Origin of the sequence: Mycolicibacterium elephantis DSM 44368 (genome assembly GCF_004014805.1) — a bacterium.
Lineage (GTDB): Bacteria > Actinomycetota > Actinomycetes > Mycobacteriales > Mycobacteriaceae > Mycobacterium > Mycobacterium elephantis.
In genome coordinates this window covers 104,650-128,548 of record NZ_ATDN01000010.1, presented here as the reverse complement: position 1 = coordinate 128,548, position 23,899 = coordinate 104,650, and the positions used below count along the sequence as shown (strand labels likewise).

Sequence of the window (23,899 nt, the reverse complement as noted above, 5' to 3'; positions counted from 1 at the left end):
CTTGACGCAGACGACCGTCGGCTGGCTGATCCTGTTGGCCGCCGCCGGCACGTTTGTGCTCGGGCTGGCGTCGCGGGTGTTCATCGGCCGCAGGCGGGAGACCAGGGCGGTGCGCGGCATGGTGCGTGCGTTCCGCAAGACCGGCGTGGCGCGGGTGTTGTTCGGCCGGTTCCGCGACGACGTGCTCGACGACGACGAACTCGACACGATGATCCTGATGCCCGCCATCGTGGTGGCGTGCGGCCTGTGCCTGACGGCGATCTTCCTGCTGGGCTACCAGACCCTCACTTGAGAGCCGAGACGCGCCTGGCGGTTTCGGCGGCCTCGCGGACCGATCCGCGCCACACCGGGCCGTGCCCGGGCAGCAGCACCTCGGCGTCGAGCATCGCCAGCGCGCCCAGGCTGCGCACACAGCCGTCCTGGTCGTGGTTGAACAGCTTGGGCAGCAGTTGCGGCCCGCCCCGTGAGATCAGCGGATGGCCGGTGACCAGGGCGTCGCCCGCGACCAGTACGCCGTCTACCAGGTACGAGCAGTGGCCGCCGGTGTGGCCGGGGGTGGGAACGGCCATCGGCCGACCGGGCAAGCTCGCGGCCACGTCCTCGGTGAGCGGTCGGGTGGCCGGGATCCCCTCGCGCGTCAGTGCGCCCTTGCGGGTGATCGCCACGGTCCACGCGAGGTAGCGCGGGTGCCAGATGTGCTTGGCGATGTCGGCCGGCGACGCCTGCTCGAGGTACTCGCGCTTGGAGTGCCCCACTTCGGCGGTGTGTGAATACACGGGTGTGCCATGGGTTTTCGAGAACCAGATGGCCGATCCGAGATGGTCGATATGCGCGTGGGTCAACAGGATCGCACGCAGGTGCTCGACGCCGAAACCCAGCTGGCGCAGCGAGGCCAGCACCTCGTCGCGGCTGCCGGGAAACCCGGCGTCGATCAGCAGCACGCCGTCGCCGTCGGTGACCAGCGTCCAGTTGACGAGGTCGGTGTAGGCGAAATGGACGGTGTCGGTGATTTGAACAAGCTCGGTACGGACCGGTGCCATCCCGCGAGTCTAGGCAGTGGAGTAGAAACGAACACGTGGCTGAACTCAAACTGGGATACAAGGCGTCGGCGGAGCAGTTCGCCCCACGCGAGCTCGTCGAACTGGGCGTCGAGGCCGAAGCGCACGGCATGGACAGCGCGACGGTGAGCGATCACTTCCAGCCTTGGCGTCACGAGGGCGGCCACGCGCCGTTCTCGCTGGCGTGGATGACCGCGGTCGGTGAGCGCACCAAGCGGATCGTCCTGGGCACCTCGGTGCTGACGCCGACGTTCCGCTACAACCCCGCTGTGATCGCGCAGGCGTTCGCCACCATGGGGTGCCTGTATCCGGACCGGATCTTCCTCGGGGTGGGCACCGGAGAGGCGCTCAACGAGATCGCCACCGGCTACGAGGGCGACTGGCCGGAGTTCAAGGAGCGGTTCGCCCGGCTGCGCGAATCCGTGCGGCTGATGCGCGAGCTGTGGCTCGGCGACCGGGTGGACTTCGACGGCGAGTACTACCACACCAAGGGCGCCTCGATCTACGACGTGCCCGAGGGCGGCATCCCGGTCTACATCGCCGCGGGCGGTCCGGTGGTGGCCAAGTACGCCGGGCGAGCGGGCGACGGGTTCATCTGCACGTCGGGCAAGGGTGAGGAGCTGTACAAGGACAAGCTCATCCCCGCGGTCGAGGAGGGCGCCGAAGCCGCGGGCCGCAGCGTCGACGACATCGACCGGATGATCGAGATCAAGATCTCCTATGACCCCGATCCGGCCCTGGCGCTGGAGAACACCAGGTTCTGGGCACCGCTGTCGCTGACCGCCGAGCAGAAGCACAGCATCGACGACCCGATCGAGATGGAGAAGGCCGCCGACGCGCTGCCGATCGAGCAGGTCGCCAAGCGCTGGATCGTGGCGTCAGATCCCGATGAAGCCGTCGAAAAGGTTGGCCAGTACGTGAAGTGGGGCCTCAACCACCTGGTGTTCCACGCGCCGGGGCACGATCAGCGCCGGTTCCTCGATCTGTTTGAGAAGGATCTGGCGCCCCGGCTGCGCCGGCTCGGTTGATCTGTTCTTCGGTCGGCTCGGTGACAGCGGGCCGGCCCGTCGTGCGGTAGACGCGAAACCGCTCGTCGCCGGTTGCGCCGTACACCGAATGCACGAGCGTGCCCAGCCCGGCACCGTCTTGCCAGAGGGTCGGGTAGCGCAGGTTCAGGGCATCGGCGTTGCTGATGTTCGGGTTGCTCGCGACGATGTACTGAATCCCGAAGTCCCACGGCCGGTTCACCGCGGCGGCGAAGTCGTAGTCGCTGGTGATCAGGAACTGGCGTGGGTGATCGGATGCCAGCCAGATACCCCAGGTGTTGAACGTGTCCATCAGCACCGCGCCGTCAGGAAGCCGCTTGCGGTCGAAGTATTCGGCCAGCGCGCGGTCGTTGACCATCAGCCGGCGGTACCACTGTTCGGCGGGCGGATACCGTTCCTCGTCGAACAACGACCGCAGACCGAACTGCAGCTGCTGGTTGCCAATCCGCTCATTTCCCATCGCCGCCACGGTGACCGGAATCCCGATGGCAAGTGAGACGCACAGCAGCGCCGCCCCTGCGCGGCTTGCCGCGCTGTCCGCACGCCATCGATTCGTTCCCCGTGGCGCCGTCGGCTCCCACAACGCCAGCGCGACACAGATGACGAGCGGAATCGCCAGCAGGTAGAACCGGAACCAGCCGAAGGTGGTCGACGTGTACTGGCCCCAGACGGCGAAGGCCAGCACCGGGCCGAACACCGCGATCGGCACCAGCGCGTCGGCCTTCCGGCGCAACACGCTGTGCGCGACGGCGATCGCCACGGCCAGCAACGCGAACGGCTGCATGCCCAGCAGCCGCGCGGCGATCACCACCCAGTCGCTGGAGGCCGCCTCGGCAAGCGGTCCGCCCCGCTCCATCGCCGCGCTCACCTGACTGTCGTTGCCGTACTGCGACGACAACGTCGCGAACAGCTCGCCCGAAACCACCCAGCTGGTCAACGCCCACACGATGAACGCCGTCGCCAACGGGAACAGCACGATGATCACGCTGAGCATGGCGTTGTTGACTCGTTGCGATCGCCGCGCGGCCCGGAAGGCGACCGCCCCGACCAGCAGGGCCGCACCACACGCGGCGGGCACCGCTTCGTAACGGCACAGGTAGCCGAGCCCCAAAGCGATTCCGGCCCAGGTGAGGTCGCCCACCCGCTGCAGGTGAACCCATTGCATGAGATGGCGCACGCACCACAGCAGGAAGAACGTCTCGGCCGCTTCGCTCATCCCGGAGGCGCCGTAGATGACGATCATCGGCTGCAGCGCGAAGCAGCCGACAGCCAACCACCGCCACGCCGTCCCGACTCCGCGGTCCAGCGCGATGCGCCGCACCATCACGGCCGCACCGGCCATGAACAACGCGCTCTGCAGCACCCCGGCCAGGCCGTGTGTCTTCAGTTCCGGCCACCACTGGCTGAACGGGAGAATCGGTATCTGCACCATGCTGGGCAGCGGGTTCCAGACGAACCCGATGGCCGACAGGTGTGGCTGACGGCTCATCACCACATAGCCCGCGTTGGCCACTCGGCTCGGCGCGTCCGGGTCGAACATGTTGAACCGCAGTATCAGTACGGCCCCGACGGCGAAGTAGAGGCCGGCGAGCGCGACGAACAGACCGACCCCCCAGCCGCGCCGTGGGTCGGCGGCGCGTGCGGGGTCAGGGGTGTCGGCGCTTACGTGTCCGGCGAGCGCCGGGCCTACGGTCACCACCTCACCGGGTTCTCCGTCGTCTGCGGACCACGACCAGCGTCACCGCTGCGATGACGATCGCGGCACCGGCGGCAAGCGACACCCACGCCCACCACTTCCAGTGGTCGCCCGGATATTCGTTGACCAAACCCCCGCCCTCGCGCACGGTCAGGTTGACGGTTTGGCGTTCGGCGCCGGTCGCGACGACATCGCCGGTCAACGACGCCCAGCGGTTCTCAAGGCCGCGGATGTAGTTGAGCGCATCGCCGACCAACGACCAGTCCCCGCTGCCGGAGATCGCCAGCACGGTGCGACCGTTGTGGGTGAACGCCTGCACGAGGCCCAGCGGCCCGCCCAGATCCAGGTCGGTGTCCGGGCTCGCGTTGAAGCTGACGGTGTTCGGCGCACCCGGCTGAATCGGCGGGTTCATTGCCGCGTCGGCCAATTCGCTGCCTCCGGTGACCGCGAGAAGACCGGTGCCGGACGTGGCGGCGGCGGCGAACGTCGTGAGCCGGGGTCGCAACGCCACCGTCGTCTGCTGACCCATCAGGTTGATCGCCTGTGCGGCGTAGGTCAGATGTTCGGGGCTGTCGATCGCCACATCGAAGTCCGGTGTGAACGCCATCGGCAGTATCGGAAAGCCCCCGCGGTTGTGGGTTCCCGGCGTGACGGTCACCGTCGACTGTGGGGCAAGGGCGAAGGTCATGCGGTCGTTCACCGGCGCGCATTCCTGGCGCGGGGTGTAGCGCAACTCCATCGCCAAACCGATCGTGGAGGTGATCGATTCGGGGGGGATGTCACCGGTCACGTCGAGCACGCCCGAATCGTCGAGCACGTGGGTGGCCAGCACCGTCGATCCGGACCGGATCAAGACCGAGGCCTCCCCGCCGACCACGGGTGTGTACTTGGCTTTCAGGTGCACCTTCGCGTGGCTGATCGGGCCGAGGGCGAACTTGCTGACATCGAAGCCGGCATACAGCGTGCTGGTTCCCAACACCGAGGCCTCACCGGTCATGCCGAGCTGGGCGAAGGTCTTGATGTTCGTCGCCTGGCTGCGGTCCTCCAGCGCGGAAAGCGTTGCAGCCGAGGGAGTCTGGGCGAGGCTGAAACGTCGGTCGGCGAACAGGTCGACCTGCTGCACGAGTTCCTGCCCGGTGCCGGTGATCGCCAGCACCGCATCGGGGGTGCCGGGCTTTTCGACCTTCAGCCCCGCCGTGCCGCCGTCGCGGATGTCGATCACCCGCCGCGCGATGCTGCGGCCGGGCGGCACCGGGCCGTCGGCGTTGTCCACCTCGATGCGCACCGGCATCGGGCGGTACAGCTGGGTGAGCTCGGCGACCAGGTCCAGCGCGGCCTGCTGCTGGCTCTCGGTCGGCGCAGAGCCCACCCGGATCAGGACCTGGTCGAGGTAGCCGGGCAGAAAGTCCGCGACGGTCCTGGGATCCGGCGTGGGGCCCGAAAACGCCGCGGCCAGTTGGCTCAACGCCAACGTCGGTGGCTGCGAGCAACTGTCGGTGGCGGCGGACTTGTCGCGCAGGACGAAGTTGAGCTGGGCCTGGCCGTCCTTGATCTCGGCGGCCGAGATGTCGACTCTGAACGGAACGGTGGCCAGATCGCCGGGCACGGGGATGGTGCCGAGCACGATGCCTCGTCCGTCGAGAACCTCGATCCGGCCCTGGTTCACGTTGACCACCGAGCCGATCTGGCCGGTGAGCGTCGTCGGCTTGACACCCGAAGGCACGGGAACCGATACACCGGTGGTCTGGTTGGCCCCGATCAGCTCCAACCGATCTGGAAGCCCCAACTCGGGCCAGACGATCGGCGGTGTCACGTTCGAGCCGGGAACCCCGTGGCCACGGGGCTCTGCCGAGGCCTCTGGCAGCACGGGCTGCATGACCTGCGCCCACAGGGCTGCGACGAGGACGACGGCAGCCGCGACGGATCGGACGATTGTTTTCACCGACGATCTCCAGCAGATGGTGACGAGTTATGCGGTTGGGTCAGGCCGTGCACGGTCTTCTCCCAGAAGAACGGCCGGAACACCAACTGGTAGATGGCTTTTACGGCGGCCACTGCCTGAAGCAGCCAGTACAACGGTGTCAGGAGCGCGGCCGGCCAGAGGTGTGGTTTACCGAGCTCCTTGGTGACGACAAGGCCGGAGTACACCGACAGCGGAGCGCCGATGAGGAACAACGCCAAGCAGACGTAGTAGGTCACCGGCGGAAAGATCATGGCGATGACGGGCGGGCGGCCCAGCACCCACACCAGCATCGTGAACCAGAACACCAGATTGCAGACCGCGGCCAACGGGACCCCGCCGGTCATGTTGAGCAGGCGCAGAATCGCCTTGGTCCCGATCTCGCGTCGCAACCCTGCTGGGTTGCGCAGATGCACAAGCATCGTCTGCAAGTACCCCTTGTACCAGCGCGACCGCTGCCTGATCCAGTTCACCACGTCAGAATTGGCTTCCTCCAACGTGATCGAGTCGAGAATGAGCGTGCGATAGCCGTGCCGCGCCAGCCGCACCCCGAGGTCGGCATCCTCAGTGACGTTGAATTCGTCCCAGCCGCCGACCTCGCGCCAGGTGCGCGTGGACATGTGGTTCGAGGTACCGCCGAGGGGGACCACGCACCCTGCCTTTTCGACGGCGGGCAGGATCACGCCGAACCACTGGTCGTATTCCAGCGAGAACCAGCGGGTCAGCAAGTTCTGCCTCTCGTTGAAGTAGCCCAGTCTTGCTTGCAGGCAACCGATCTCGCTCGGCAGCCGTCGGAACGCAGCCACCGCGCGGCGGAGTTGCAGTGGGTCGGGGATGTCCTCGGCGTCGTAGATGGTCACCATCTCTCCGTGCAGGTCGGGCAGCGACATGCCGTAATTGCACGCCTTCGGCTTCGTTTTCGGCAGGCTGTGGGGAACCAGCACCACCCGGACCGACTCGAGCTCGGCTCCGATCAGCGCCGCCTGTGTCGCGACATCGTCCTCCTCGACCAGCAGCAGCACTTCCAGTTTGTCGCGGGGATAGTCGAGTTTGCCCACCCCGTTGAGCAGGTTCGTCACGATCGAGGGTTCGTCGTAGACGGGTAGCAGGACCGTGTAGACCGGAAGCTCGTCCTCGGCGAGCGCCAGCGCCTCTTCGCGGGTCACACGCACCATCGCCGACGCTCGAAGTCCTGTGAACAACAGGTAATTTCGATCGAGTGTGGCGGCCAGGTAGAGCAGTGCGACCGAACCTGTCAGCAGCGGGGCAACGATGCGCGGCGCCGCGATGACGGCTCCGACCACGATGACTGCCAGCGCGCCGAACCGCAGCATCGACTTTCGGTTCAGGGCCGTGCGGGCCGAGAAGTGAGACGGCAGAGACGCCGGTGTCGCCGTCTCGATCACCGCGTCGGCGCCCCGACCACCTCAGCCGACCGGACAAGCTGCCGCGTCAATCGGTCGGCGCGGTTGATCACCGCCGCGTCGACTTCACCGTCGACGTGGGGCTGCTGTCGTGTGGTCCACAACGCCGGCCTGACCGAGGTGTCCCACAGGGACAGCGGTGCGGGAGCAGGTGGCATGTCACGTCCGTCGAACGCCTGGCTGACGATCACGGTGACGCGCTGGTAGGCCGCGGCGGCGCGCCAGTCCCAGGTGACGGCGTACCAGTGCTGGTCATCGCCGTACGTCGCGGTGTCTGCGTTGCTGTGCACGATCCGGGCCCCCGGAGGCGCGCCGGCAGATGGCGGCGCGGGCCGATATTCGACGGGGCTGGCGCTCGGGTACCAGACCGCTCCGGCGAGATCGTCCAGCGCTGCCCGGTTGGGGCTGGACATCACATCGACGGCGGCGGCCGGTTTTCCGGCGGCCCCGGGAACCGAGTAGCGCACCAGCGTCGCGTCATCACCCAGCGTCCGGGTGATGAAGGGGAACGCCGTCGTAGCCGTCAGGCCGGCGCGGGTGGCCCAGTCGGCCGTGGCCTCTGGCACATCTGTACGGGTCGCCGGTTGGTTCACGACCGCCAAGGCGGCGGCGACGACCGTGAGGACCGCCAGCGACGTCGGGGAGAGGCGCGGCAGTCGTGGGGCGGAGGCATCGGCGTCGTCGCCGATCTTCGTCGTCGTCGCGCGATTCAACACGACAACCGTTGTCACCGGCAGGATTCCGACGCCGACGATGATCGCGGTGAGCAGACCGGTGTACGCATCGAGGGACAGCTCGATGACGGCTGCCAGGACAAAACATCCGGCGGTCGCGATCAGCCGCCGGCCCATCCTGACGGTCTCTGACGCCAAGAACACCGCGACCGCGCCGACGCCGGCGGCCAGCAGGGCTGCGGCCTCCTCGGAGCCACCCAGTGCGGCCGTGGTCAGCAGAAAGGGCAGCGGCGTCGCGCAGCAGGCGGCGAACACCCACAGCTTCCACATCCGCACCACATGGCGGGCACCGAACAGGATCGCCAGCAGGCAGGCGAACCACACGACGAAACCCAGTGATCGCAGATGCCACAGCGACGACAGCGTCGGCATCCGTTGGGTGAGCAGATAGATCGCGGTGAAACTCGCGATCCCCACGAAGGCCGCGATGATCCAGTCGGACTCCGAGTCGCCGACGCCCTGTGACGGCTGCCGGTAGCCGGTGGCGATCAGCACCATGAGCAGCGGGACGACCACCAGAACGGCCGCGCGTGAGCCGGCCGCGGCATCGGCGAAGGCTTGGCCGAACACCCCGAAGTAGCCGATGAGGCTGAGAATCGAGGCGATGCCGATCCTGGCGGCGAACGGCAGTTCTGCTACCGATACGCGCCTTCGTGCGACGGCGATGGCAGGTGGTTCCGATGACACCGCGCGCAAGTTGGCAGTGCGCGTCCTGGAATCGGTGTGAAGTGCGGTGTCAGTCATGGTCCTCGCAGTGCCGGGGGCCTACCTTTACACTCCGCGCGCCGTCGCAGGGAGTTTGCTAAAACTACAAACGCAAGTGAATTGACAGGACCGTCAATAGCTTGACTTGTTGATACGCGAGATTCCGCCACTTACGCAAACGTAATTTACTTTACTGAGACCAAGATCACACCGGCTTTTTACCGCGCGGCGGAAAATCTTCCGGCGGTCCCCACTCAACCAGCGGGTTTCCGGCCCACTGCGGGCCGTTGCTTGCCTTAGGCTGGCTCCCGTGCCCGCTCATTCATACGGGATCTACATCGCCTCACCCGAAGGCGACACGGGTAAATCCACGATCGCGCTCGGCATCCTGCACCGGCTGACGGCCACGGTCGCCAAGGTCGGCGTCTTTCGCCCCATCACCCGGCTGGGTGAACAGCGCGACTACATCCTCGAACTTCTGCTCGCGCAGGCCAACGCGGACCTGACCTACGAAGACTGTGTCGGCGTGAGCTACCAGCAGCTGCACGACGACCCCGACGGGGCGATCGCCGACATCGTGGACCGCTACCACCAGGTCGCCGAGCAGTGCGACGCGGTGCTGATCGTCGGCAGCGACTACACCGACATCGCCACGCCCAGCGAGTTGTCGACGAATGCCCGCATCGCCGCCAACCTGAAGGCGCCGGTGGTGCTGGCGGTGAAGGCCAAGGACCGGAGCCCCGAACAGGTCGCCAAAATCGTCGACGTCTCCCTCGACGAGGTCGCCGCGCAGCACGCGCACACCGCCGCAGTGGTGGCCAACCGCTGCGATCCCGGGCAGCTGGAGGCGGTCGCCGAGGCGCTCGAGATCTTCGAGCCGAACTGTTACGTGATGCCCGAGGCGCCGCTGTTGGTGGCGCCGACGGTCGCGGAGTTGCAGCAGGCCGTGGACGGCTCGATGGTCATCGGCGATCCGGCGCTGCTCAACCGCGAGGTGATGAGCATGATGGTCGCCGGCATGACGGCCGAACACGTGTTGGAGCGACTGACCGAGGGCGTGGGCGTCGTCGCCGCGGGCGACCGCTCCGACGTGGTGCTCGCCTTGTCGAGTGCGCATGCCGCCGAGGGCTTTCCGTCGTTGTCGTGCATCATCCTCAACGGCGGCCTGGAACTGCATCCTTCGATCTCCGCGCTGGTCTCCGGCCTCGGCCTGAGGTTGCCCATCATCGCGACGGGGCTGCGCACGTTCGAGACAGCCAGCAGGGTGGCGGCGACGCGGGGCCGGGTGACCACCGCCTCGCAACGCAAGATCGACACCGCGCTGCAGCTGATGGAGACCCACGCCGATGTCGCGGAGTTGTTGGCGCAGCTGGCCATTCCGATTCCGGATGTCGTCACCCCGCAGATGTTCACCTATCAGCTGCTGGACCAGGCCCGGTCGGACCGCAAGCACATCGTGCTGCCGGAAGGCGATGACGACCGTATCCTCCGCGCGGCCGGCCGGTTGTTGCGCCGCAATGTCGCCGACCTCACCATCCTCGGCGAGGAGTCTTCGATCCGATTCCGCGCCGCCGAACTCGGGATGGATTTGTCGTCGGCAACGGTGATCAACCCGCAGACCAGCGACCTGTGCGACAAGTTCGCCGAGCAGTACGCCGAACTACGCAAGCACAAGGGGGTCACCGTCGAGCAGGCCCGCGAGATCATCCACGACGTCTCGTATTTCGGCACGATGCTGGTGCACAACGACATCGTCGACGGCATGGTCTCGGGGGCCCGGCACACCACGGCCCACACGGTGCGTCCCGCGTTCGAGATCATCAAGACCTCACCCGGCGTCTCCACGGTGTCGAGCATCTTCTTCATGTGCCTGGCCGATCGAGTGCTGGTCTACGGTGACTGCGCGATCGTGCCCGACCCGACGTCGGAGCAGCTGGCCGACATCGCGATCTCCTCAGCGCGCACCGCGGCGCGGTTCGGCATCGAACCACGCGTCGCCATGCTGTCGTACTCGACGGGCACCAGCGGTTCCGGAGCCGACGTGGAAAAGGTCAGGGTGGCAACTGAACTGGTGCGCGAAAGGGCTCCAGATCTGTTGGTCGACGGCCCCATCCAGTACGACGCCGCGGTGGAGCCCTCCGTTGCGGCGACGAAGATGCCCGACTCCAAGGTGGCCGGTCGCGCGACCGTGCTGATCTTTCCCGACCTCAACACCGGCAACAACACCTACAAGGCGGTCCAGCGCAGCGCCGGCGCCATCGCGATCGGCCCCGTCCTACAGGGTCTGGCCAAGCCCGTGAACGATCTGTCCCGGGGCGCGCTGGTCGAGGACATCGTGAACACCGTCGCCATCACCGCGATTCAAGCCCAAGGGGACCGGTCGTGACCGCTCCCGATCGCACGGTACTGGTCGTCAACTCGGGGTCCTCGTCGCTGAAATGCCAACTCATCGACCCCGATTCGGGCGCATCGCTGGCCGACGGCACCGTGGAGCGCATCGGGGAGGACTCCGCGCTGGCCGGGGTGACCGTCGGCGACCGCGAGGCGCGTCGTGACGGTCCGGCCATCGCCGATCACGAAGAGGCGCTGCGCACCGCGTTCGACCTGCTCGACGAGGCAGGCGCCAGCCTGGACGCGGTCAACCTGTTCGCTGTCGGCCACCGCGCGGTGCACGGCGGCCGCAGCTTCTATGAGCCGACGCCGGTCACCGACGAATTGATCGCCAAGATGCGCGAGCTGGCACCGCTTGCGCCCCTTCACAACCCGCCATCGGTGCTCGGCATGGAGGTGGCCCGCAAGCTGCTCCCGGACCTACCGCACATCGCCGTCTTCGACACCGGTTTCTTTCATGACCTTCCCGCCGCCGCCGCCACGTATGCCATTGACCGGAAGGTCTCCGAGAAGTGGCACATTCGCCGGTACGGGTTTCACGGGACCTCGCACAAGTACGTCAGCGAGCAGGCCGCGGTGTTCCTCGACGCGCCACTGACGTCACTGAACCAGATCGTGCTGCATCTGGGAAACGGGGCGTCCGCGTCGGCCATCGCCGGTGGGCGTCCCGTGGACACCTCCATGGGGCTCACGCCGCTGGAGGGACTGGTGATGGGCACCCGTCCCGGCGACGTCGACGCCGGCATCATCCTGTATCTGGCCCGCACCGCCAAGATGAGCGTCGACGACATCGACGAGATGCTGAACCGGCGCTCCGGGGTGTACGGCCTCGGCGGCGAGATCGACTTCCGAGAACTCCGCGAACAGATCGAATCAGGCGACGCGGCAGCACAATTGGCATACGACGTCTACATCCACCGGCTGCGCAAGTACATCGGCGCGTACATGGCGTTGCTCGGCAACACCGACGTCATCGTCTTCACCGCCGGGGTCGGTGAGAACGACGTCAACGTGCGCCGCGACGCGATGACGGGAATGACCGGGCTGGGCATCGAACTCGACGAGCACCTCAATGCCAGCCCCGCCAAGACGGCACGGCGCATCTCGACCGATACGTCGCCGACGACCGTGCTCGTGATTCCCACCAACGAGGAGCTGGCGATCGCCCGGGACTGCGTGGCGGTGCTGGCGGCCGGCTGATCAGGCCAGCGCGCAGTCACCAGCCTGCAGGTCGTCGAGCACCGACTGCGGCTTCTCCAGCGGCAGGACGCCATCGGGATTACAGATCGCGAGGAGCCGGCGCACCTGCCTGCCGCAGCGCAGCTGCCAGGTGACGCCGCTGCGGGAGCAGATCACATTGATGTTATGCAGGGCGGCGAAGCCGGCGGTACCGAAGAAGTCGACCAGTCGAAGATCCAGCACCAGATGGGACACGCCGAAAAGCTGTGACTCCACATATGTCGCCATGGCGCGGCTGTTGGTCGCGTCGACCTCGCCTTCCACCGTGACGACGGCGTTCGATGTCCGGTGCGACGCGGAGAACTGCGCGCGATGGTGATGCTCGCGCCGGTCCAGCGCCTCGGGGGCGGGGCGAAACACCCGATAGGTACCTACTGCAGCAGACACGTGGACTCCCTCAGCCGAAATCAACCCTTCGTACTGCGGGTGCCGTCAGGGAAACGGGCCCTACGTCTTAAAGCCGTCCGCGCGAGCTTGCCGCCCTGCGCGTATGACGCCACCAGTCGGCTGTTAACTCAACCTGATCGGAGATTACTACGAATTTCGTGGGATCACCACAAGTGATCTGCGAGCGAAAACACTGGTCAGAACCGCATGGGGCGGGTCTGCGACAACTGATTCCGCAGCGCTGGTCAGCAAACTAGAACGTGCTGGTCGGGCGCACGCTGTTGGCGAGGTCGACCAGCGCGTAGCGGTGGGCCTGAGTGGGTGCGACGCGCGCCAGGGCGCGCAGCGACGCCTCGACACCGAGCGCCAGGCCGTGCTTGGTGAACGGGAAGCCGAGGATGTGGTTGGTGCTCGCGGTGTTGTCGGGATTGTCGGCCAGCCAGTCCATCGCGGTGCCCAACACCAGCGCCCTGATCTGCAGCACCCGCGGTTCGGTGTCGGGTAGCGCCTCGACGCGTCGGGCGGCGTCACGGATGTGCTTCTCGGTGATCTCGCTCATCGAGCGTCCCGACAGCAGCGTGACCGCACTGGTCAGCCGTGCGGTGGTGAAATGCCGTGACATCGCAGGCACCTGGTCCAGCGTCTTGACGGCCGCGTCCCGGTCACCTGCCGCCGCTTGGGCGCGGGCCAGCCCGAAGCCCGCCGAGATGATGCCGTTGTCGGTGCACCACACCGTGTTGTAGAACTTGCGCTCCGGCGACTCTTCGATGTCCGAACCCGCCAACTCGGCGGTGGCGGCCAGCGCCAGCTTCGGCGCCAGCTCACCCGGAAGAGTGTCCAGTACCTCGGTGAAATGCTTTGTGGCGGAGACATAGTCGGCCGTCAGCAGTTCCGACACGGCGCGGAACCACACCAGCCGCCAGCGCCACCCCACCCGGCCGGCCAGGTCGTCGAGCTTGCGGGTGGCCTTGGCGACGTCCCCGAGGTCGAGCAGCGCCCGCACCTCCATCAACGGCAGCTCGACCGACTCCGACAGGTCGATGCCCTCCGAGTCCAGCGCCCCGTGCCGCGCCGCGCGCAACTGGTCCAGCGTCTGCACCGGCTCGCTCAACACGCTGGCCGACAACACCGGCGCGCCCACGTCGCTCGGGTCCACCAGCGGCACCGGCAGCGCCCTGACGATCTCCTGCGCGGTCAACTTCTCCGAGTGCACCTGGCCGTCGAGGTAGACGTCGGTGTGCGCGACCAGCAGATCGATGCCGAACGTCGACCGCGTCGGCGAGAACACCGTGGACAAGCCGGGTTTGGGGGTGCCGGTGTTCTTGGCGACCACCTCGCGCAGCACACCGAGCAGCTGGCTGGACATCTCCTCGGCGCTGGCGAACCGGCGCCGCGGGTCCGGGTCGATGGCGCGGCGCAGCAGCCGGCCGAACGAATCATATTCGGCCAGAACAGGATCGTCCTCGGGGAGGCCGTCGACGTAGCGGCCCTTGCGGGTGCGCAGTTTCAACGTCAGCGCCGCCAGCGTGCGACCGACGGTGTAGATGTCGGTGGCCACCGTCGGGCCGGTGCGCACAATCTCGGGCGCCTGGAATCCCGGTGTGCCGTAGAGATAACCGAACGAGTTGATGGTCGAGACGGCACCGAGGTCGATGAGCTTGAGCTGCTCCTCGGTGATCATGATGTTCTCGGGCTTGAGGTCGTTGTAGGCCAACCCGATCGAATGCAGGTAGGCCAGCGCGGGCAGGATCTCGAGCATGTAGCCGATGGCCTGGTCGACCGGCAGCTTCTCGCCCTTGGCCGGTTTGAGCGACGTGCCGCCGACGTACTCCATCACGATGTAACCGACCGGGTTGCCGTGGTTGTCCTCGTGCTCGACGAAGTTGTAGATCTTGACGATCCCGGGATGCGTCACCTCGGCGAGGAACCGCCGTTCGGCCATCGCGATCTTCTGCGCCTCGGCGTCGCCGGAATGCACCAGGCCCTTGAGGACGACCGGCCTCTTGTTGACGTTGTGGTCGAGCGCCAGATACACCCAGCCCAGACCGCCGTGCGCGATACACCCCTTGATCTCGTACTGGTCGGCCACCATGTCGCCCGGACTCAGTTGCGGCAGAAACGAATACGCGCTGCCGCAGTGCGGACACCAGCCTTCTGACAGCGCGGGGCTGTCCGCGGTGGCGCGACCGACCGGGCGTCCACAGTTCCAGCAGAACCGCTTGGACTCGGCGACCACCGGGTTGCGCATCAACGCCGACAGCGGGTCCTTGGCGCGCACCCGCGGAATCTCCACCAGCCCACCACCGAGCCGGCGGGTGGGCGAGAGCGCCGTGCTCACCGTCGTGTGCTCGTGCGGTTCGGTGTCGCCGACGACGTCGGAGTCCTCGTCGTCGTCGAAATGGGGCCGGTACACCGCCTGGGTGGCCATCGGCCGCAGCGTCGACGCCGAATCCAGGCCCAGGTCGTCGAAGCTGGCCGGCTGCGTCCCGACGGTCGGCTCTTCGGCTGTCGTCCGGTCCTCGCCGAAGTCCTCGTGCTGCGTCTCGGCCATCAGTCCGAATACCTCGCAACCGGCGGCGCCGGCGCCGGACCGAGCACCGTCAGCCACTTGCGGTACAGCGTGTACCACGTGCCGTCGCGGCGGATCCGCTCCAACGTCCCGTTGACGAAACGCACCAGCCCGGTGTTCTCCTTGTTGATCCCGATGCCGTAGGGCTCCTCGTTGAGGCTGGGCCCCACGATGTGCAGATACGGGTCCTGCGACACCAGCCCCGCCAGGATCGAGTCGTCGGTGCTCACCGCATCCACCTGCCGCTGTTGCAGCGCGACCAGGCAGTCCGCCCATGCCACCACGCCGACGATGATCGGCGGCGGGGTGATCTCCTGGATCCGCTGCATCGACGTCGTGCCCTTCGCGACGCATACCCGCTTACCGGACAGATCGGCCGGCCGCGCGATCGCCGAATCGCGCGGCGCCATGATCCGCTGGTTGGCGTTTAGGTACACCGTCGAGAAGTTGACCTGCTTCTTGCGTTCGCAGGTGATCGTCATGGTCTTGACGACGACGTCGACCTGGTTCTTCTGCAACCCCTCGATCCGGTCGGCCGAGGACAGAATCCGGTATTCCACCTGTGAGGGGGTGCCGAAGATGTCGCGCGCGATCTCGCCGGCGATGTCGACGTCGAACCCGGTGATCTGACCGGTGATCGGATCGCGGAACGAAAACAGGTTGCTGCCGATGTCGAGCCCCACGATCAACCGTCCGCGCGCCCGGATGTTGGCCACCGCGGCGTCGGCCTCGGCTTTGGTGTTGAACGGCCGAAGGCTCGCGGTGCGGTCGCAGTCGTCGTCCGTCTCCGGTACCCGCACCGGTTGCGGCGCCATCTCCTGCATGCCCGCGGGCGTGGGCGGGGCCAACGTGACCCCCGGCGTCATCGTCATCGACGTCGCCTGCCCGCAGCCCGACAGCAACGCGACCGCGGCCAGCAGAACCCCGAACCTCTTCCCCATCACCGGCGGATCACCCGTACTCACTGAGCCTCGGCCACAGCCCCAGCGCCACCGACACCGCGGCGACGATGCTGAGCACCGCGGCACCCACCGTCGCCCCGGACAACACCCGGTGGGCGCTGACGATGTTGTTGCGCAGCTGGCTGCGGCTCTCCTCGATGCCCTTGCTCAACGCCTCGTCGAGCTGGTTGAACGCCGGCGTGGAATCGTCCTCACGCGTGCCCAGCGCCACCTGGGTCGCGGCCTGATAGTTGCCGACGCTGATGTAGGCGTTGATGCGGTCGTCGGCCGCCCGCCACCGTCTGAGCAGCTGTTCGGCATCGGCGAGGTCGGACTTGTCGACCGCGTCGTCGCGAGCCAGGTACTCCGAGAGCTGCTCGGCCATCATGTCGATGCGTTGATAGTAGGACTGCTTGCGCACGGTCTCGTCACCGCGCCGGATCAGCGAGAGGATCTCGTCGGCGCGGGCCTGCTGCGCGGTGATCGCGAGGTTGGTGATCGTCTTGAGCGACTGAGCCGCAGTGTCTTTCGCATTGCGGCTGTCGGTGGTCGAGAGGATCAGCGCGGTGCCGACCCAGATCAGCATGATCGAAACGGCCAACCCGCCCGCGACGAACCCGATGTTGATCCGCCTGCGGGTCCGGCGCGCCAGCCAGCGGTTGGCGAACACCCCGAACAACAGCGTCGCGAGCACGATGAGGATCACCGGCCCCGGGATCCGCGTCGAGGCCGACGTCTCTTCGTCCACCATGGCCGACGTCTGCTCGTACAGATGCTGGGCGTTGGGCAGGATCTGGGTCTGCATCAACGCCGACGCCTCCGACAGGTACGACGAGCCGACCGGGTTGCCGGAGCGGTTGTTGGTGCGCGCGGTCTCGACCAGCCCGGTGTAGACCGAGAGCTGGGCGTTGATGCGGCCGAGCAGCTGGATCATGTCCTCGTCGGTCAGCCCGCTGGACGCGCGGGTGACCGCGACCGAGGCGTCGGTGATGGCCTGTTCGTAGCGTTGCCGGACGTCTTGCGGTTCGGCGCCGGCGATGAACGCGGTGGCAGCGGCGGCGTCGGCGACCGACAGCGTGGTGTAGAGCTGCCCGGCGGCGAACGCCAGCGGCTCGGTGTGGTTGAGCACCCGCATCAATGCCTGCTGGCGGTCGTTGATCGTCGTCGACGTGCCGAAGGCGCTTGCGATCACGAGCGCGGACAACACGAACCCGATCGTCAGGATGCGGCCGGGCGTCGTCCAGAAGAACCACCAGCGCGGGTGGGCAGAAGTGGTCGGCGACCGCGATGCGAGCGGCTCGGTCGACGGGTGCGCCAACTCGACAGTCACGTGCGCGCGGACCTCATCTAAATCGGTGCTTTCCAGCTATGGTTCCCGACCGCTCAACTCTATAAAAGAAGTCTAAGAGGTTACGGAAGCGCGCGCGTCCGTATTCTGATCGCGTGCGTGGCGACGGTGACGGCTGGGTGGTGTCGGACACCGGCGCAGCCTTCTGGGGCAGATTCGGTGCGGCCGGCCTGCTGCTGCGGGCCCCGAATCCCGGTGGCTCGGCTGCGGTGTTGCTGCAACACCGCGCGGCGTGGAGTCATCAGGGCGGCACCTGGGGTCTGCCCGGCGGCGCTCGCGACAGCCACGAAACCGCCGAGGAGGCCGCCGTCAGGGAGGCGCAGGAGGAGGCCGGGCTGGCGGCCGAGCGGCTCACGGTACGCACCACCGTCGTCACCGCGGAGGTGTCCGGCCCCGGCGGCGCGTACTGGAGCTACACCACCGTCATCGCCGACGCGCCCGAACAGCTGGAGACCACCCCGAACCGGGAGAGCGCCGAGCTGCGCTGGGTCCCTGTCGGGCAGGTGGGCGAGTTGCCGCTGCACCCGGGGTTCGCCGCGAGCTGGGAGCGGCTGCGCGCACTTACCGAAGAGATTCCGTTGCTGGTCAACCCGCAGCGTTGAGCGCGGTCTTCAGCCGTTGCGCGGCGGCGCGCGGGTCGTCGGCCGCGGTGATGGCCCGCACCACCACGATGCGGCGCGCCCCGGCCTCGAGGACCTCGGGGAGCCGCTGCTCGTCGATTCCGCCGATGGCGAACCACGGCTTGGCCGTGCCGACTTCGGCGGCCGCGCGGACCAGGGGCAGGCCGGGGGCGGCGCGGCCCGGTTTGGTCGGGGTCGGCCAGCACGGGCCGACGCAGAAGTAGTCGACGGCTTCGGTGACCGCGGCGCGCACCTGGTCGGGGTCGTGGGTGGACCGGCCGATCAGCGGCCCGGGGCCGATGATGTCGCGCGCGACGTCGAGCGGAAGATCGTCCTGGCCGAGGTGCAGCACGTCGGCGCCCGCGGCCTTGGCGATGTCGGCGCGATCGTTGACCGCCAGCAGCGCGCCGTGGCGCCCGGCCGCGTCGGCGAGGGTGGCCAGCGCCTCGAGCTCCTGGCGGGCCTCCAGCGGGCCGAACTGCTGCTCACCGGGTGACCCCTTGTCGCGCAGCTGGATGATGTCGACCCCGCCGGCCAGCGCCGCATCGGCGAATTCGGCGAGGTCGCCGCGCTCACGCCGGGCGTCGGTGCACAGGTACAGCGACGCGGCGCCGAGACGGTCACGACGGTTGTCCACAGGGCGAACGTTAGCGGCTCAAATCGCGCGACGGGCCGCGAGTAGGGTGGATGGCGCGACACGGGAGTCCCGGGAGCGGGGACTGAGAGTGGGCCCGCCGCGCCCTTACCGTCACACCTGATCCGGGTCATGCCGGCGAAGGGAGGGATCTTGGTTTCAGGAATGACCGGCAGGTCGCTGGCTGTCATCGGTGGCGGCGTCATCGGCCTTTCCGTCGCCCGCCGCGCGGCCCAGGACGGGTGGGCCGTCCGGGTGCACCGCACCGACGAGCGGGGCGCGTCCTGGGTGGCCGGCGGCATGCTGGCCCCGCACAGCGAAGGCTGGCCCGGCGAGGAGGAGCTGCTGCGGCTGGGGCTGAAGTCGCTGGCGCTGTGGCACGACGGCTTCCTCGACGGCCTGCCCGAGACCGTGGTGACCGCGCGGGAATCCCTGGTGGTCGCCGTCGACCGCGCCGACGTGGCCGATCTCAAAAGGGTCGGTGAGTGGCTGGACTCCCAGGGGCATCCGATCACCGTGACCTCGTGCGCCCGCGACGTCGAACCGATGCTCGCGCAGAGCATTCGGCACGGCCTGTGCGCGGAAACCGAACTGGCCGTGGACAATCGGGCTGTCGTCGCGGCGCTGGAAGCGCACTGCGAACAACTCGGCGTGCAGTGGGCTGCGCCGGTGCTGCAGCTCGGCGACGCGCAGGCCGACGCGGTGGTGATCGCGAACGGAATTGACGCGCCTGCGCTTTGGCCGGGACTGCCGATCCGCCCGGTCAAGGGCGAGGTGCTGCGGCTGCGCTGGCGGCGAGGCTGCATGCCCGTGCCGCAACGCGTGGTGCGCGCCCGGGTACACGGCAGGCAGGTGTACCTGGTGCCCCGCGCGGACGGCGTCGTCGTCGGGGCCACGCAGTACGAGCACGGCCGCGACACCGCACCATCGGTCACCGGCGTGCGCGAACTGCTCGACGACGCGTGCGCGGTGATGCCGGCACTCGGCGAATACGAGCTCGCCGAGGTCTCGGCGGGCCTGCGCCCGATGACGCCGGACGGGTTGCCGATCGTGAAGCGCCTCGACGAGCGCACACTGGTGGCCGCGGGACACGGACGCAACGGATTTCTGTTGGCGCCCTGGACCGCACAGCAGATCGCCGCCGAACTCGAAGTTCAAGTTGGAGCAAGTCTCGGAGCAGGTAGATGAAAGTGACGGTCAACGACGAAGCGGTCGAAATCGACGCGGACACGACCATCGCCGCGCTGTTGTCCCGCCTCGGTTTCCCCGACAAGGGCATCGCGGTGGCGTTGGACTGGTCGGTGCTGCCGCGCTCGGCGTGGGACACCACGCTGACCGACGGCGCCCGCCTCGAAGTGGTGACGGCGGTGCAGGGTGGCTGACTCGAAACTGACCATCGCGGGTCGCGAGTTCGGTTCCCGGTTGATCATGGGCACCGGCGGCGCGGCCAACCTCGCCGTGCTGGAACAGGCGCTGATCGCCTCCGGAACCGAGCTGACGACCGTGGCGATGCGCCGCGTCGACGCCGAGGGCGGCACGGGCGTGCTGGATCTGCTGAACCGGCTTGGCATTTCGCCACTGCCCAACACCGCCGGCTGTCGCAGCGCCGCCGAGGCGGTGATGACCGCGCAGCTCGGGCGCGAGGCGCTGCAGACCGACTGGGTCAAGCTCGAGGTGATCGCCGACGAGCGCACCCTGCTTCCCGACGCGGTCGAACTGGTCAAGGCCGCCGAGCAGCTCGTCGACGACGGGTTCGTCGTGCTGCCCTACACCAACGACGACCCGGTGCTGGCCCGCCGCCTCGAGGACACCGGGTGCGCGGCGGTGATGCCGCTGGGCTCGCCGATCGGCACCGGGCTGGGAATCGCCAACCCGCACAACATCGAGATGATCGTCGAGGCGGCCTCGGTGCCGGTGGTCCTCGACGCGGGCATCGGCACGGCCAGCGACGCGGCGTTGGCGATGGAACTCGGCTGTGACGCGGTGCTTTTGGCGTCTGCCGTCACCCGCGCGGACGATCCGCCCACCATGGCCGCCGCGATGGCCGCGGCGGTCACCGCCGGATACCTCGCCCGCCAGGCCGGGCGGATCCCGAAGCGGTTCTGGGCTCGGGCGTCGAGCCCGTCGCTGTGAATGGTCTCGCGTAACAGGCGCGACGTTCGGGCTTGCCGCTACCGTGGTGGGCGATGAGGCACACACTGTCGTCGAAATTGCTCGCCCTGGCGGCTGTCGCCGTCGTCATCCTGGGCGGATGCGGCCGCGACGAGCGCGAGAAACCGACGCCGTCCACACCCGCAGGCCCCAGCGCGGCGGCCACCGACTTCGCGCGGACGCTCGGCGACCGGGTGACGGTCGATGCGATGTCGGCGCACCTGACCAGGCTCCAGGAGATCGCCGACGAGCACGGCGGCAACCGCGCGTTGGGCACGCCCGGCTACGACGCCAGCGTGGACTACGTGGTGAACACACTGCGGGACAAGGGTTTCGAGGTGGAAACTCCGGAGTTCGAGGTGCGTATCCCGTTCGCCGAGGAGCCGTCGCTCACCGTCGGCGGCGCCAACATCGCCGCCAAGCCGCTGAACTTCACCATCGGCACGCCGCCCGAAGGAGTATCGGGGCCGCTGGTGCCTGCCCGCGTCGAGGACTCACCTGGTTGTACGCCGTCTGACTACGACGGGCTCCCGGTCGCCGGCGCGGTCGTGCTCGTGGACCGCGGAACCTGCCCGTTCTCCGACAAGGAAAGCGCCGCTGCCGAGCGTGGGGCGGTGGCGCTGGTCGTCGCCAACAACGAGGAGGGCGACGAGATGGGTGGCACGCTCGGGGAGGAGACCGAGGTCAAGATCCCCGTCGTCAGCGTCACCAAGGCCGTCGGCGAGCGGCTGCGTGCCGACCCGGGCGACACCAGGCTCATCCTCGAGGCCGGCGTGCATATCGAACGCACCCGCAACGTCATCACCCAGACCAAGACCGGCTCCACCGACAACGTCGTGATGGTCGGTGCGCACCTGGACAGCGTTCCCGAGGGGCCCGGGATCAACGACAACGGCTCCGGGGTGTCGGCGGTTCTGGAGACCGCGCTGCAGTTGGGCGCTTCGCCGGACGTCAACTACGCGGTGCGGTTCGGGTTCTGGGGCGCAGAGGAAAACGGCCTGCTCGGCTCCAGCGACTATGTGGCATCGTTGAACGTCGATGAGCTCAGGGACATCTCGCTGTACCTGAACTTCGACATGATCGCGTCGCCCAACGCGGGCTACTTCACGATCGACGGCGACCAGTCCGCGCCGCCCGACCACAACCAGCCCGTCCCGCGGGTGCCCGAGGGCTCGGCGGGTATCGAGCGCACGCTGGTCGCCTATCTGGACGGTGCCGGAAAGTCGCCCGCCGACATCAACTTCGAAGGCCGGTCCGACTACAGCAGCTTCACCCTTGCCGGCATTCCCGCGGGCGGCCTGTTCTCGGGCGCGGAGGCGGAGATGACCGAGCAACAAGCGGAGCGATGGGGCGGCCGGGCCGGTGAACCGTTCGACCCCAACTACCACAAGGCCTCGGACACGCTGGAACACATCAGCCGAACCGCGTTGGAGATCAACGGCAAAGGCGTGGCGTACGCCGTCGGGATCTATGCGCAGGACCAGGGCGGCCGCAACGGCATTCCGATCCGTGAGGACCGCACCCGTCATGCGCTGGAATCATGATGAGGTGGGCGGCGCTCATCGCGGTGGTGGCCGTGCTGATGTCCTGCTCGCGAGGCGACGACCGACCGTCGCCTGCTCAGTTCGCCCGCGAGTTGGCCGATGCCGTCACCGCCGACGGGATGTACACCCACCTGGACAAGCTGCAGGAGATCGCCGACGCCAATGACGGCAACCGCGGGCAGGGCACCGCCGGGTTGGCCGCCAGCGTGGAGTATGTCGCGCAGTTCCTGCGGGACAAGGGTTTCGACGTCGAGACGCCGGAGTACGAGCGGCTCGACCGGATGGAGGGCGGCGACCCGAAGCTGACGGTCAACGGTCGTGACCATCACGTCGACCAGGCGTCGCTGCTGATCAGCACACCACCGGGCGGGCTGAAGGCGATCACGCTGCGGCCCGGGAAACCGGCGGGGTGCCGCGCCTCCGATTACGACGGCGTTTCGGTCAAGGGTGCGATCTCAGTCGTCGACGACACCGGGTGCTCGGTCGTCGACAAGCAGAACGTGGCCGTCGGCGAGGGCGCGGTCGGCCTTCTCGTCGTCAGCGAAGAGGGCCGCAGCGGCCTGTTCCCGCCGGGCTACTACCGTGGGCTGACCGTGCCGGTCGGCATCATCGACACGGCCACCAACGCGGCACTGCGCCGCACCACCGCCCGCGTGGCGCTGGTGCTGGACAGCAAGCCCGTGCTGGCCAAGGGCCGAAATGTGCTGGCCCAGACCAAGACCGGTGATACCAGCAACGTCGTGATGGCCGGGGCGCACCTGGACAGCTCGGCCGCCAGCCCCGGCGTCAACGACAACGGCTCCGGGGTCGCGGCGCTGTTGGAGACCGCATCGGCGCTGGGGTCGCAACCGCGCACGACCAACGCCGTGCGATTCGCGTTCTGGGGCTCGGAGGAGAACGGGCTCGCCGGCGCGACAAGCTATCTGCGCGGGCTGTCCGCCGAACAACTCAGCCAGATCGCGCTGTACCTGGACTTCGACATGGTCGGGTCGTCGAACGCGGGCTACTTCACCTACGACGGCGACCAGTCGGCGCAGCCCAACCCCGACATCCCGGTACACGCGGTGCCGGAGGGATCGGCCGGTATCGAGCGCACGCTCGCCGGCTATCTCTACTCGGCGGGTGTGCGGCCGGCCGACATGCCGCTGAGCAGGATCACCGACTACAACGCGTTCCTGTCCGTCGGCGTGCCGATCGGCGGGTTGACCGCCGGCTCGTCTCAGCGCAAATCCGAAGCGCAGGCCCGTCTTTGGGGCGGGCACGCCGGCATCGCCTTCGACCCGAACTACCGCACCCGGCGCGACACCGTCGACAACATCAACCGGGATGCGCTCGCGGTGATGGGTTCGGCCGCTGCGTTCGCCGTCGCGACCTACGCGCAGTCGATCGACGGCGTCAACGGTGTTCCGGCTCAGGAGCAGCGGCAGCGGGGCGCCCGCTAGCCTTCCGAAA

General features: G+C 67.9%; 20 protein-coding genes. 10 read left to right on the top strand and 10 right to left on the bottom strand.

Annotation, left to right across the window (positions count from 1 at the left end):
- Position 1 precedes the first annotated feature (1 nt).
- Positions 2-292 carry a hypothetical protein gene (locus tag MELE44368_RS08995; protein WP_128108193.1) on the top strand — a complete coding sequence of 97 codons (291 nt, stop codon included), beginning with the start codon at positions 2-4 and terminating at the stop codon, positions 290-292.
- Here the strand turns inward: MELE44368_RS08995 and MELE44368_RS08990 are convergent.
- Positions 285-1,040: an MBL fold metallo-hydrolase gene (locus MELE44368_RS08990; RefSeq protein WP_128108171.1), complete on the bottom strand. Its 756-nt coding sequence runs from the start codon at positions 1,038-1,040 to the stop codon at positions 285-287. The two genes, MELE44368_RS08995 and MELE44368_RS08990, sit on opposite strands and share 8 nt — an antisense overlap.
- 35 nt (positions 1,041-1,075) lie before the next feature.
- Here MELE44368_RS08990 and fgd point away from each other — a divergent pair, with 35 nt between their 5' ends.
- A complete protein-coding gene (fgd, locus tag MELE44368_RS08985) occupies positions 1,076-2,086 on the top strand; it encodes a glucose-6-phosphate dehydrogenase (coenzyme-F420) (protein ID WP_128108170.1) in 1,011 nt (336 codons plus the stop codon).
- Here fgd and MELE44368_RS08980 read toward each other — a convergent pair.
- From MELE44368_RS08980 to MELE44368_RS08965, 4 genes are all read right to left on the bottom strand, one after another.
- Complete coding sequence (locus tag MELE44368_RS08980; RefSeq protein WP_128108169.1) at positions 1,989-3,800, bottom strand: ArnT family glycosyltransferase; 1,812 nt, start codon at positions 3,798-3,800, stop codon at positions 1,989-1,991. The two genes, fgd and MELE44368_RS08980, sit on opposite strands and share 98 nt — an antisense overlap.
- 4 nt (positions 3,801-3,804) lie before the next feature.
- On the bottom strand, positions 3,805-5,742 hold the full coding sequence (locus MELE44368_RS08975; RefSeq protein WP_128108168.1) for a hypothetical protein: 1,938 nt from the start codon (positions 5,740-5,742) through the stop codon (positions 3,805-3,807).
- Positions 5,739-7,094: a glycosyltransferase family 2 protein gene (locus tag MELE44368_RS08970; RefSeq protein ID WP_128108167.1), complete on the bottom strand. Its 1,356-nt coding sequence runs from the start codon at positions 7,092-7,094 to the stop codon at positions 5,739-5,741. Before MELE44368_RS08970 ends, MELE44368_RS08975 begins: the two co-directional genes overlap by 4 nt.
- Before the next feature lie 68 nt (positions 7,095-7,162).
- A complete protein-coding gene (locus MELE44368_RS08965; protein WP_128108166.1) occupies positions 7,163-8,605 on the bottom strand; it encodes a hypothetical protein in 1,443 nt (480 codons plus the stop codon).
- Between the two features lie 328 nt (positions 8,606-8,933).
- On the opposite strand from MELE44368_RS08965, the gene pta reads away from it, so the two are divergent.
- Together pta and MELE44368_RS08955 are read left to right on the top strand one after the other, a co-directional pair.
- Entirely contained in the window at positions 8,934-11,009 is a 2,076-nt protein-coding gene (pta, locus tag MELE44368_RS08960) for a phosphate acetyltransferase (RefSeq protein ID WP_128108165.1), read from the top strand.
- Positions 11,006-12,214 (top strand): acetate kinase, encoded by a 1,209-nt coding sequence (locus tag MELE44368_RS08955; protein ID WP_128108164.1) that lies wholly within the window; start codon positions 11,006-11,008, stop codon positions 12,212-12,214. Before pta ends, MELE44368_RS08955 begins: the two co-directional genes overlap by 4 nt.
- On the opposite strand, the gene MELE44368_RS08950 is transcribed toward MELE44368_RS08955, so the two are convergent.
- From MELE44368_RS08950 to glnX, 4 genes are all read right to left on the bottom strand, one after another.
- Complete coding sequence (locus tag MELE44368_RS08950; protein WP_241566532.1) at positions 12,215-12,640, bottom strand: STAS domain-containing protein; 426 nt, start codon at positions 12,638-12,640, stop codon at positions 12,215-12,217.
- A gap of 253 nt (positions 12,641-12,893) precedes the next feature.
- Positions 12,894-15,191 carry a serine/threonine-protein kinase PknG gene (locus MELE44368_RS08945; protein ID WP_128108163.1) on the bottom strand — a complete coding sequence of 766 codons (2,298 nt, stop codon included), beginning with the start codon at positions 15,189-15,191 and terminating at the stop codon, positions 12,894-12,896.
- Complete coding sequence (locus MELE44368_RS08940) at positions 15,191-16,150, bottom strand: glutamate ABC transporter substrate-binding protein (RefSeq protein WP_064892864.1); 960 nt, start codon at positions 16,148-16,150, stop codon at positions 15,191-15,193. Before MELE44368_RS08940 ends, MELE44368_RS08945 begins: the two co-directional genes overlap by 1 nt.
- Positions 16,151-16,160: 10 nt before the next feature.
- The gene (gene glnX / locus MELE44368_RS08935; protein WP_046751744.1) at positions 16,161-17,480 is read right to left on the bottom strand and encodes a protein kinase G-activating protein GlnX; all 1,320 of its coding nucleotides are present in this window, start codon (positions 17,478-17,480) and stop codon (positions 16,161-16,163) included.
- 113 nt (positions 17,481-17,593) lie between these two features.
- Between glnX and MELE44368_RS08930 the strand changes: the two genes are divergently transcribed.
- A complete protein-coding gene (locus tag MELE44368_RS08930; protein WP_064919374.1) occupies positions 17,594-18,100 on the top strand; it encodes an NUDIX hydrolase in 507 nt (168 codons plus the stop codon).
- Here the strand turns inward: MELE44368_RS08930 and thiE are convergent.
- Complete coding sequence (gene thiE, locus MELE44368_RS08925) at positions 18,084-18,755, bottom strand: thiamine phosphate synthase (RefSeq protein ID WP_128108162.1); 672 nt, start codon at positions 18,753-18,755, stop codon at positions 18,084-18,086. The two genes, MELE44368_RS08930 and thiE, sit on opposite strands and share 17 nt — an antisense overlap.
- 162 nt (positions 18,756-18,917) lie before the next feature.
- On the opposite strand from thiE, the gene thiO reads away from it, so the two are divergent.
- From thiO to MELE44368_RS08900, 5 genes are read left to right on the top strand one after another with little or no spacing between them, the layout of a single operon-like run.
- Positions 18,918-19,940, top strand: coding sequence for a glycine oxidase ThiO (gene thiO / locus MELE44368_RS08920; protein WP_128108161.1), 1,023 nt, complete (start codon positions 18,918-18,920; stop codon positions 19,938-19,940).
- Complete coding sequence (gene thiS, locus MELE44368_RS08915) at positions 19,937-20,134, top strand: sulfur carrier protein ThiS (RefSeq protein WP_064927545.1); 198 nt, start codon at positions 19,937-19,939, stop codon at positions 20,132-20,134. Before thiO ends, thiS begins: the two co-directional genes overlap by 4 nt.
- Positions 20,127-20,885 (top strand): thiazole synthase, encoded by a 759-nt coding sequence (gene thiG, locus MELE44368_RS08910; RefSeq protein WP_128108160.1) that lies wholly within the window; start codon positions 20,127-20,129, stop codon positions 20,883-20,885. The genes thiS and thiG overlap by 8 nt, the downstream gene beginning before the upstream one ends.
- A 53-nt stretch (positions 20,886-20,938) precedes the next feature.
- Positions 20,939-22,447: a M28 family metallopeptidase gene (locus tag MELE44368_RS08905; protein ID WP_128108159.1), complete on the top strand. Its 1,509-nt coding sequence runs from the start codon at positions 20,939-20,941 to the stop codon at positions 22,445-22,447.
- Positions 22,444-23,889, top strand: a complete 1,446-nt coding sequence (locus MELE44368_RS08900; RefSeq protein WP_128108158.1) for a M28 family peptidase — start codon at positions 22,444-22,446, stop codon at positions 23,887-23,889. The genes MELE44368_RS08905 and MELE44368_RS08900 overlap by 4 nt, the downstream gene beginning before the upstream one ends.
- Positions 23,890-23,899 lie beyond the last annotated feature (10 nt).

Bases quoted from the DNA above. Each gene is read 5' to 3' on its own strand.
- MELE44368_RS08990 (WP_128108171.1), bottom strand. From the start codon at position 1,040: ATGGCACCGGTCCGTACCGAGCTTGTTCAAATCACCGACACCGTCCAT.
- MELE44368_RS08970 (WP_128108167.1), bottom strand. From the start codon at position 7,094: ATGCTGCGGTTCGGCGCGCTGGCAGTCATCGTGGTCGGAGCCGTCATC.
- MELE44368_RS08945 (WP_128108163.1), bottom strand. From the start codon at position 15,191: ATGGCCGAGACGCAGCACGAGGACTTCGGCGAGGACCGGACGACAGCC.
- MELE44368_RS08940 (WP_064892864.1), bottom strand. From the start codon at position 16,150: ATGGGGAAGAGGTTCGGGGTTCTGCTGGCCGCGGTCGCGTTGCTGTCG.
- thiO (WP_128108161.1), top strand. From the start codon at position 18,918: ATGACCGGCAGGTCGCTGGCTGTCATCGGTGGCGGCGTCATCGGCCTT.
- thiS (WP_064927545.1), top strand. From the start codon at position 19,937: ATGAAAGTGACGGTCAACGACGAAGCGGTCGAAATCGACGCGGACACG.
- MELE44368_RS08905 (WP_128108159.1), top strand. From the start codon at position 20,939: ATGAGGCACACACTGTCGTCGAAATTGCTCGCCCTGGCGGCTGTCGCC.
- MELE44368_RS08900 (WP_128108158.1), top strand. From the start codon at position 22,444: ATGATGAGGTGGGCGGCGCTCATCGCGGTGGTGGCCGTGCTGATGTCC.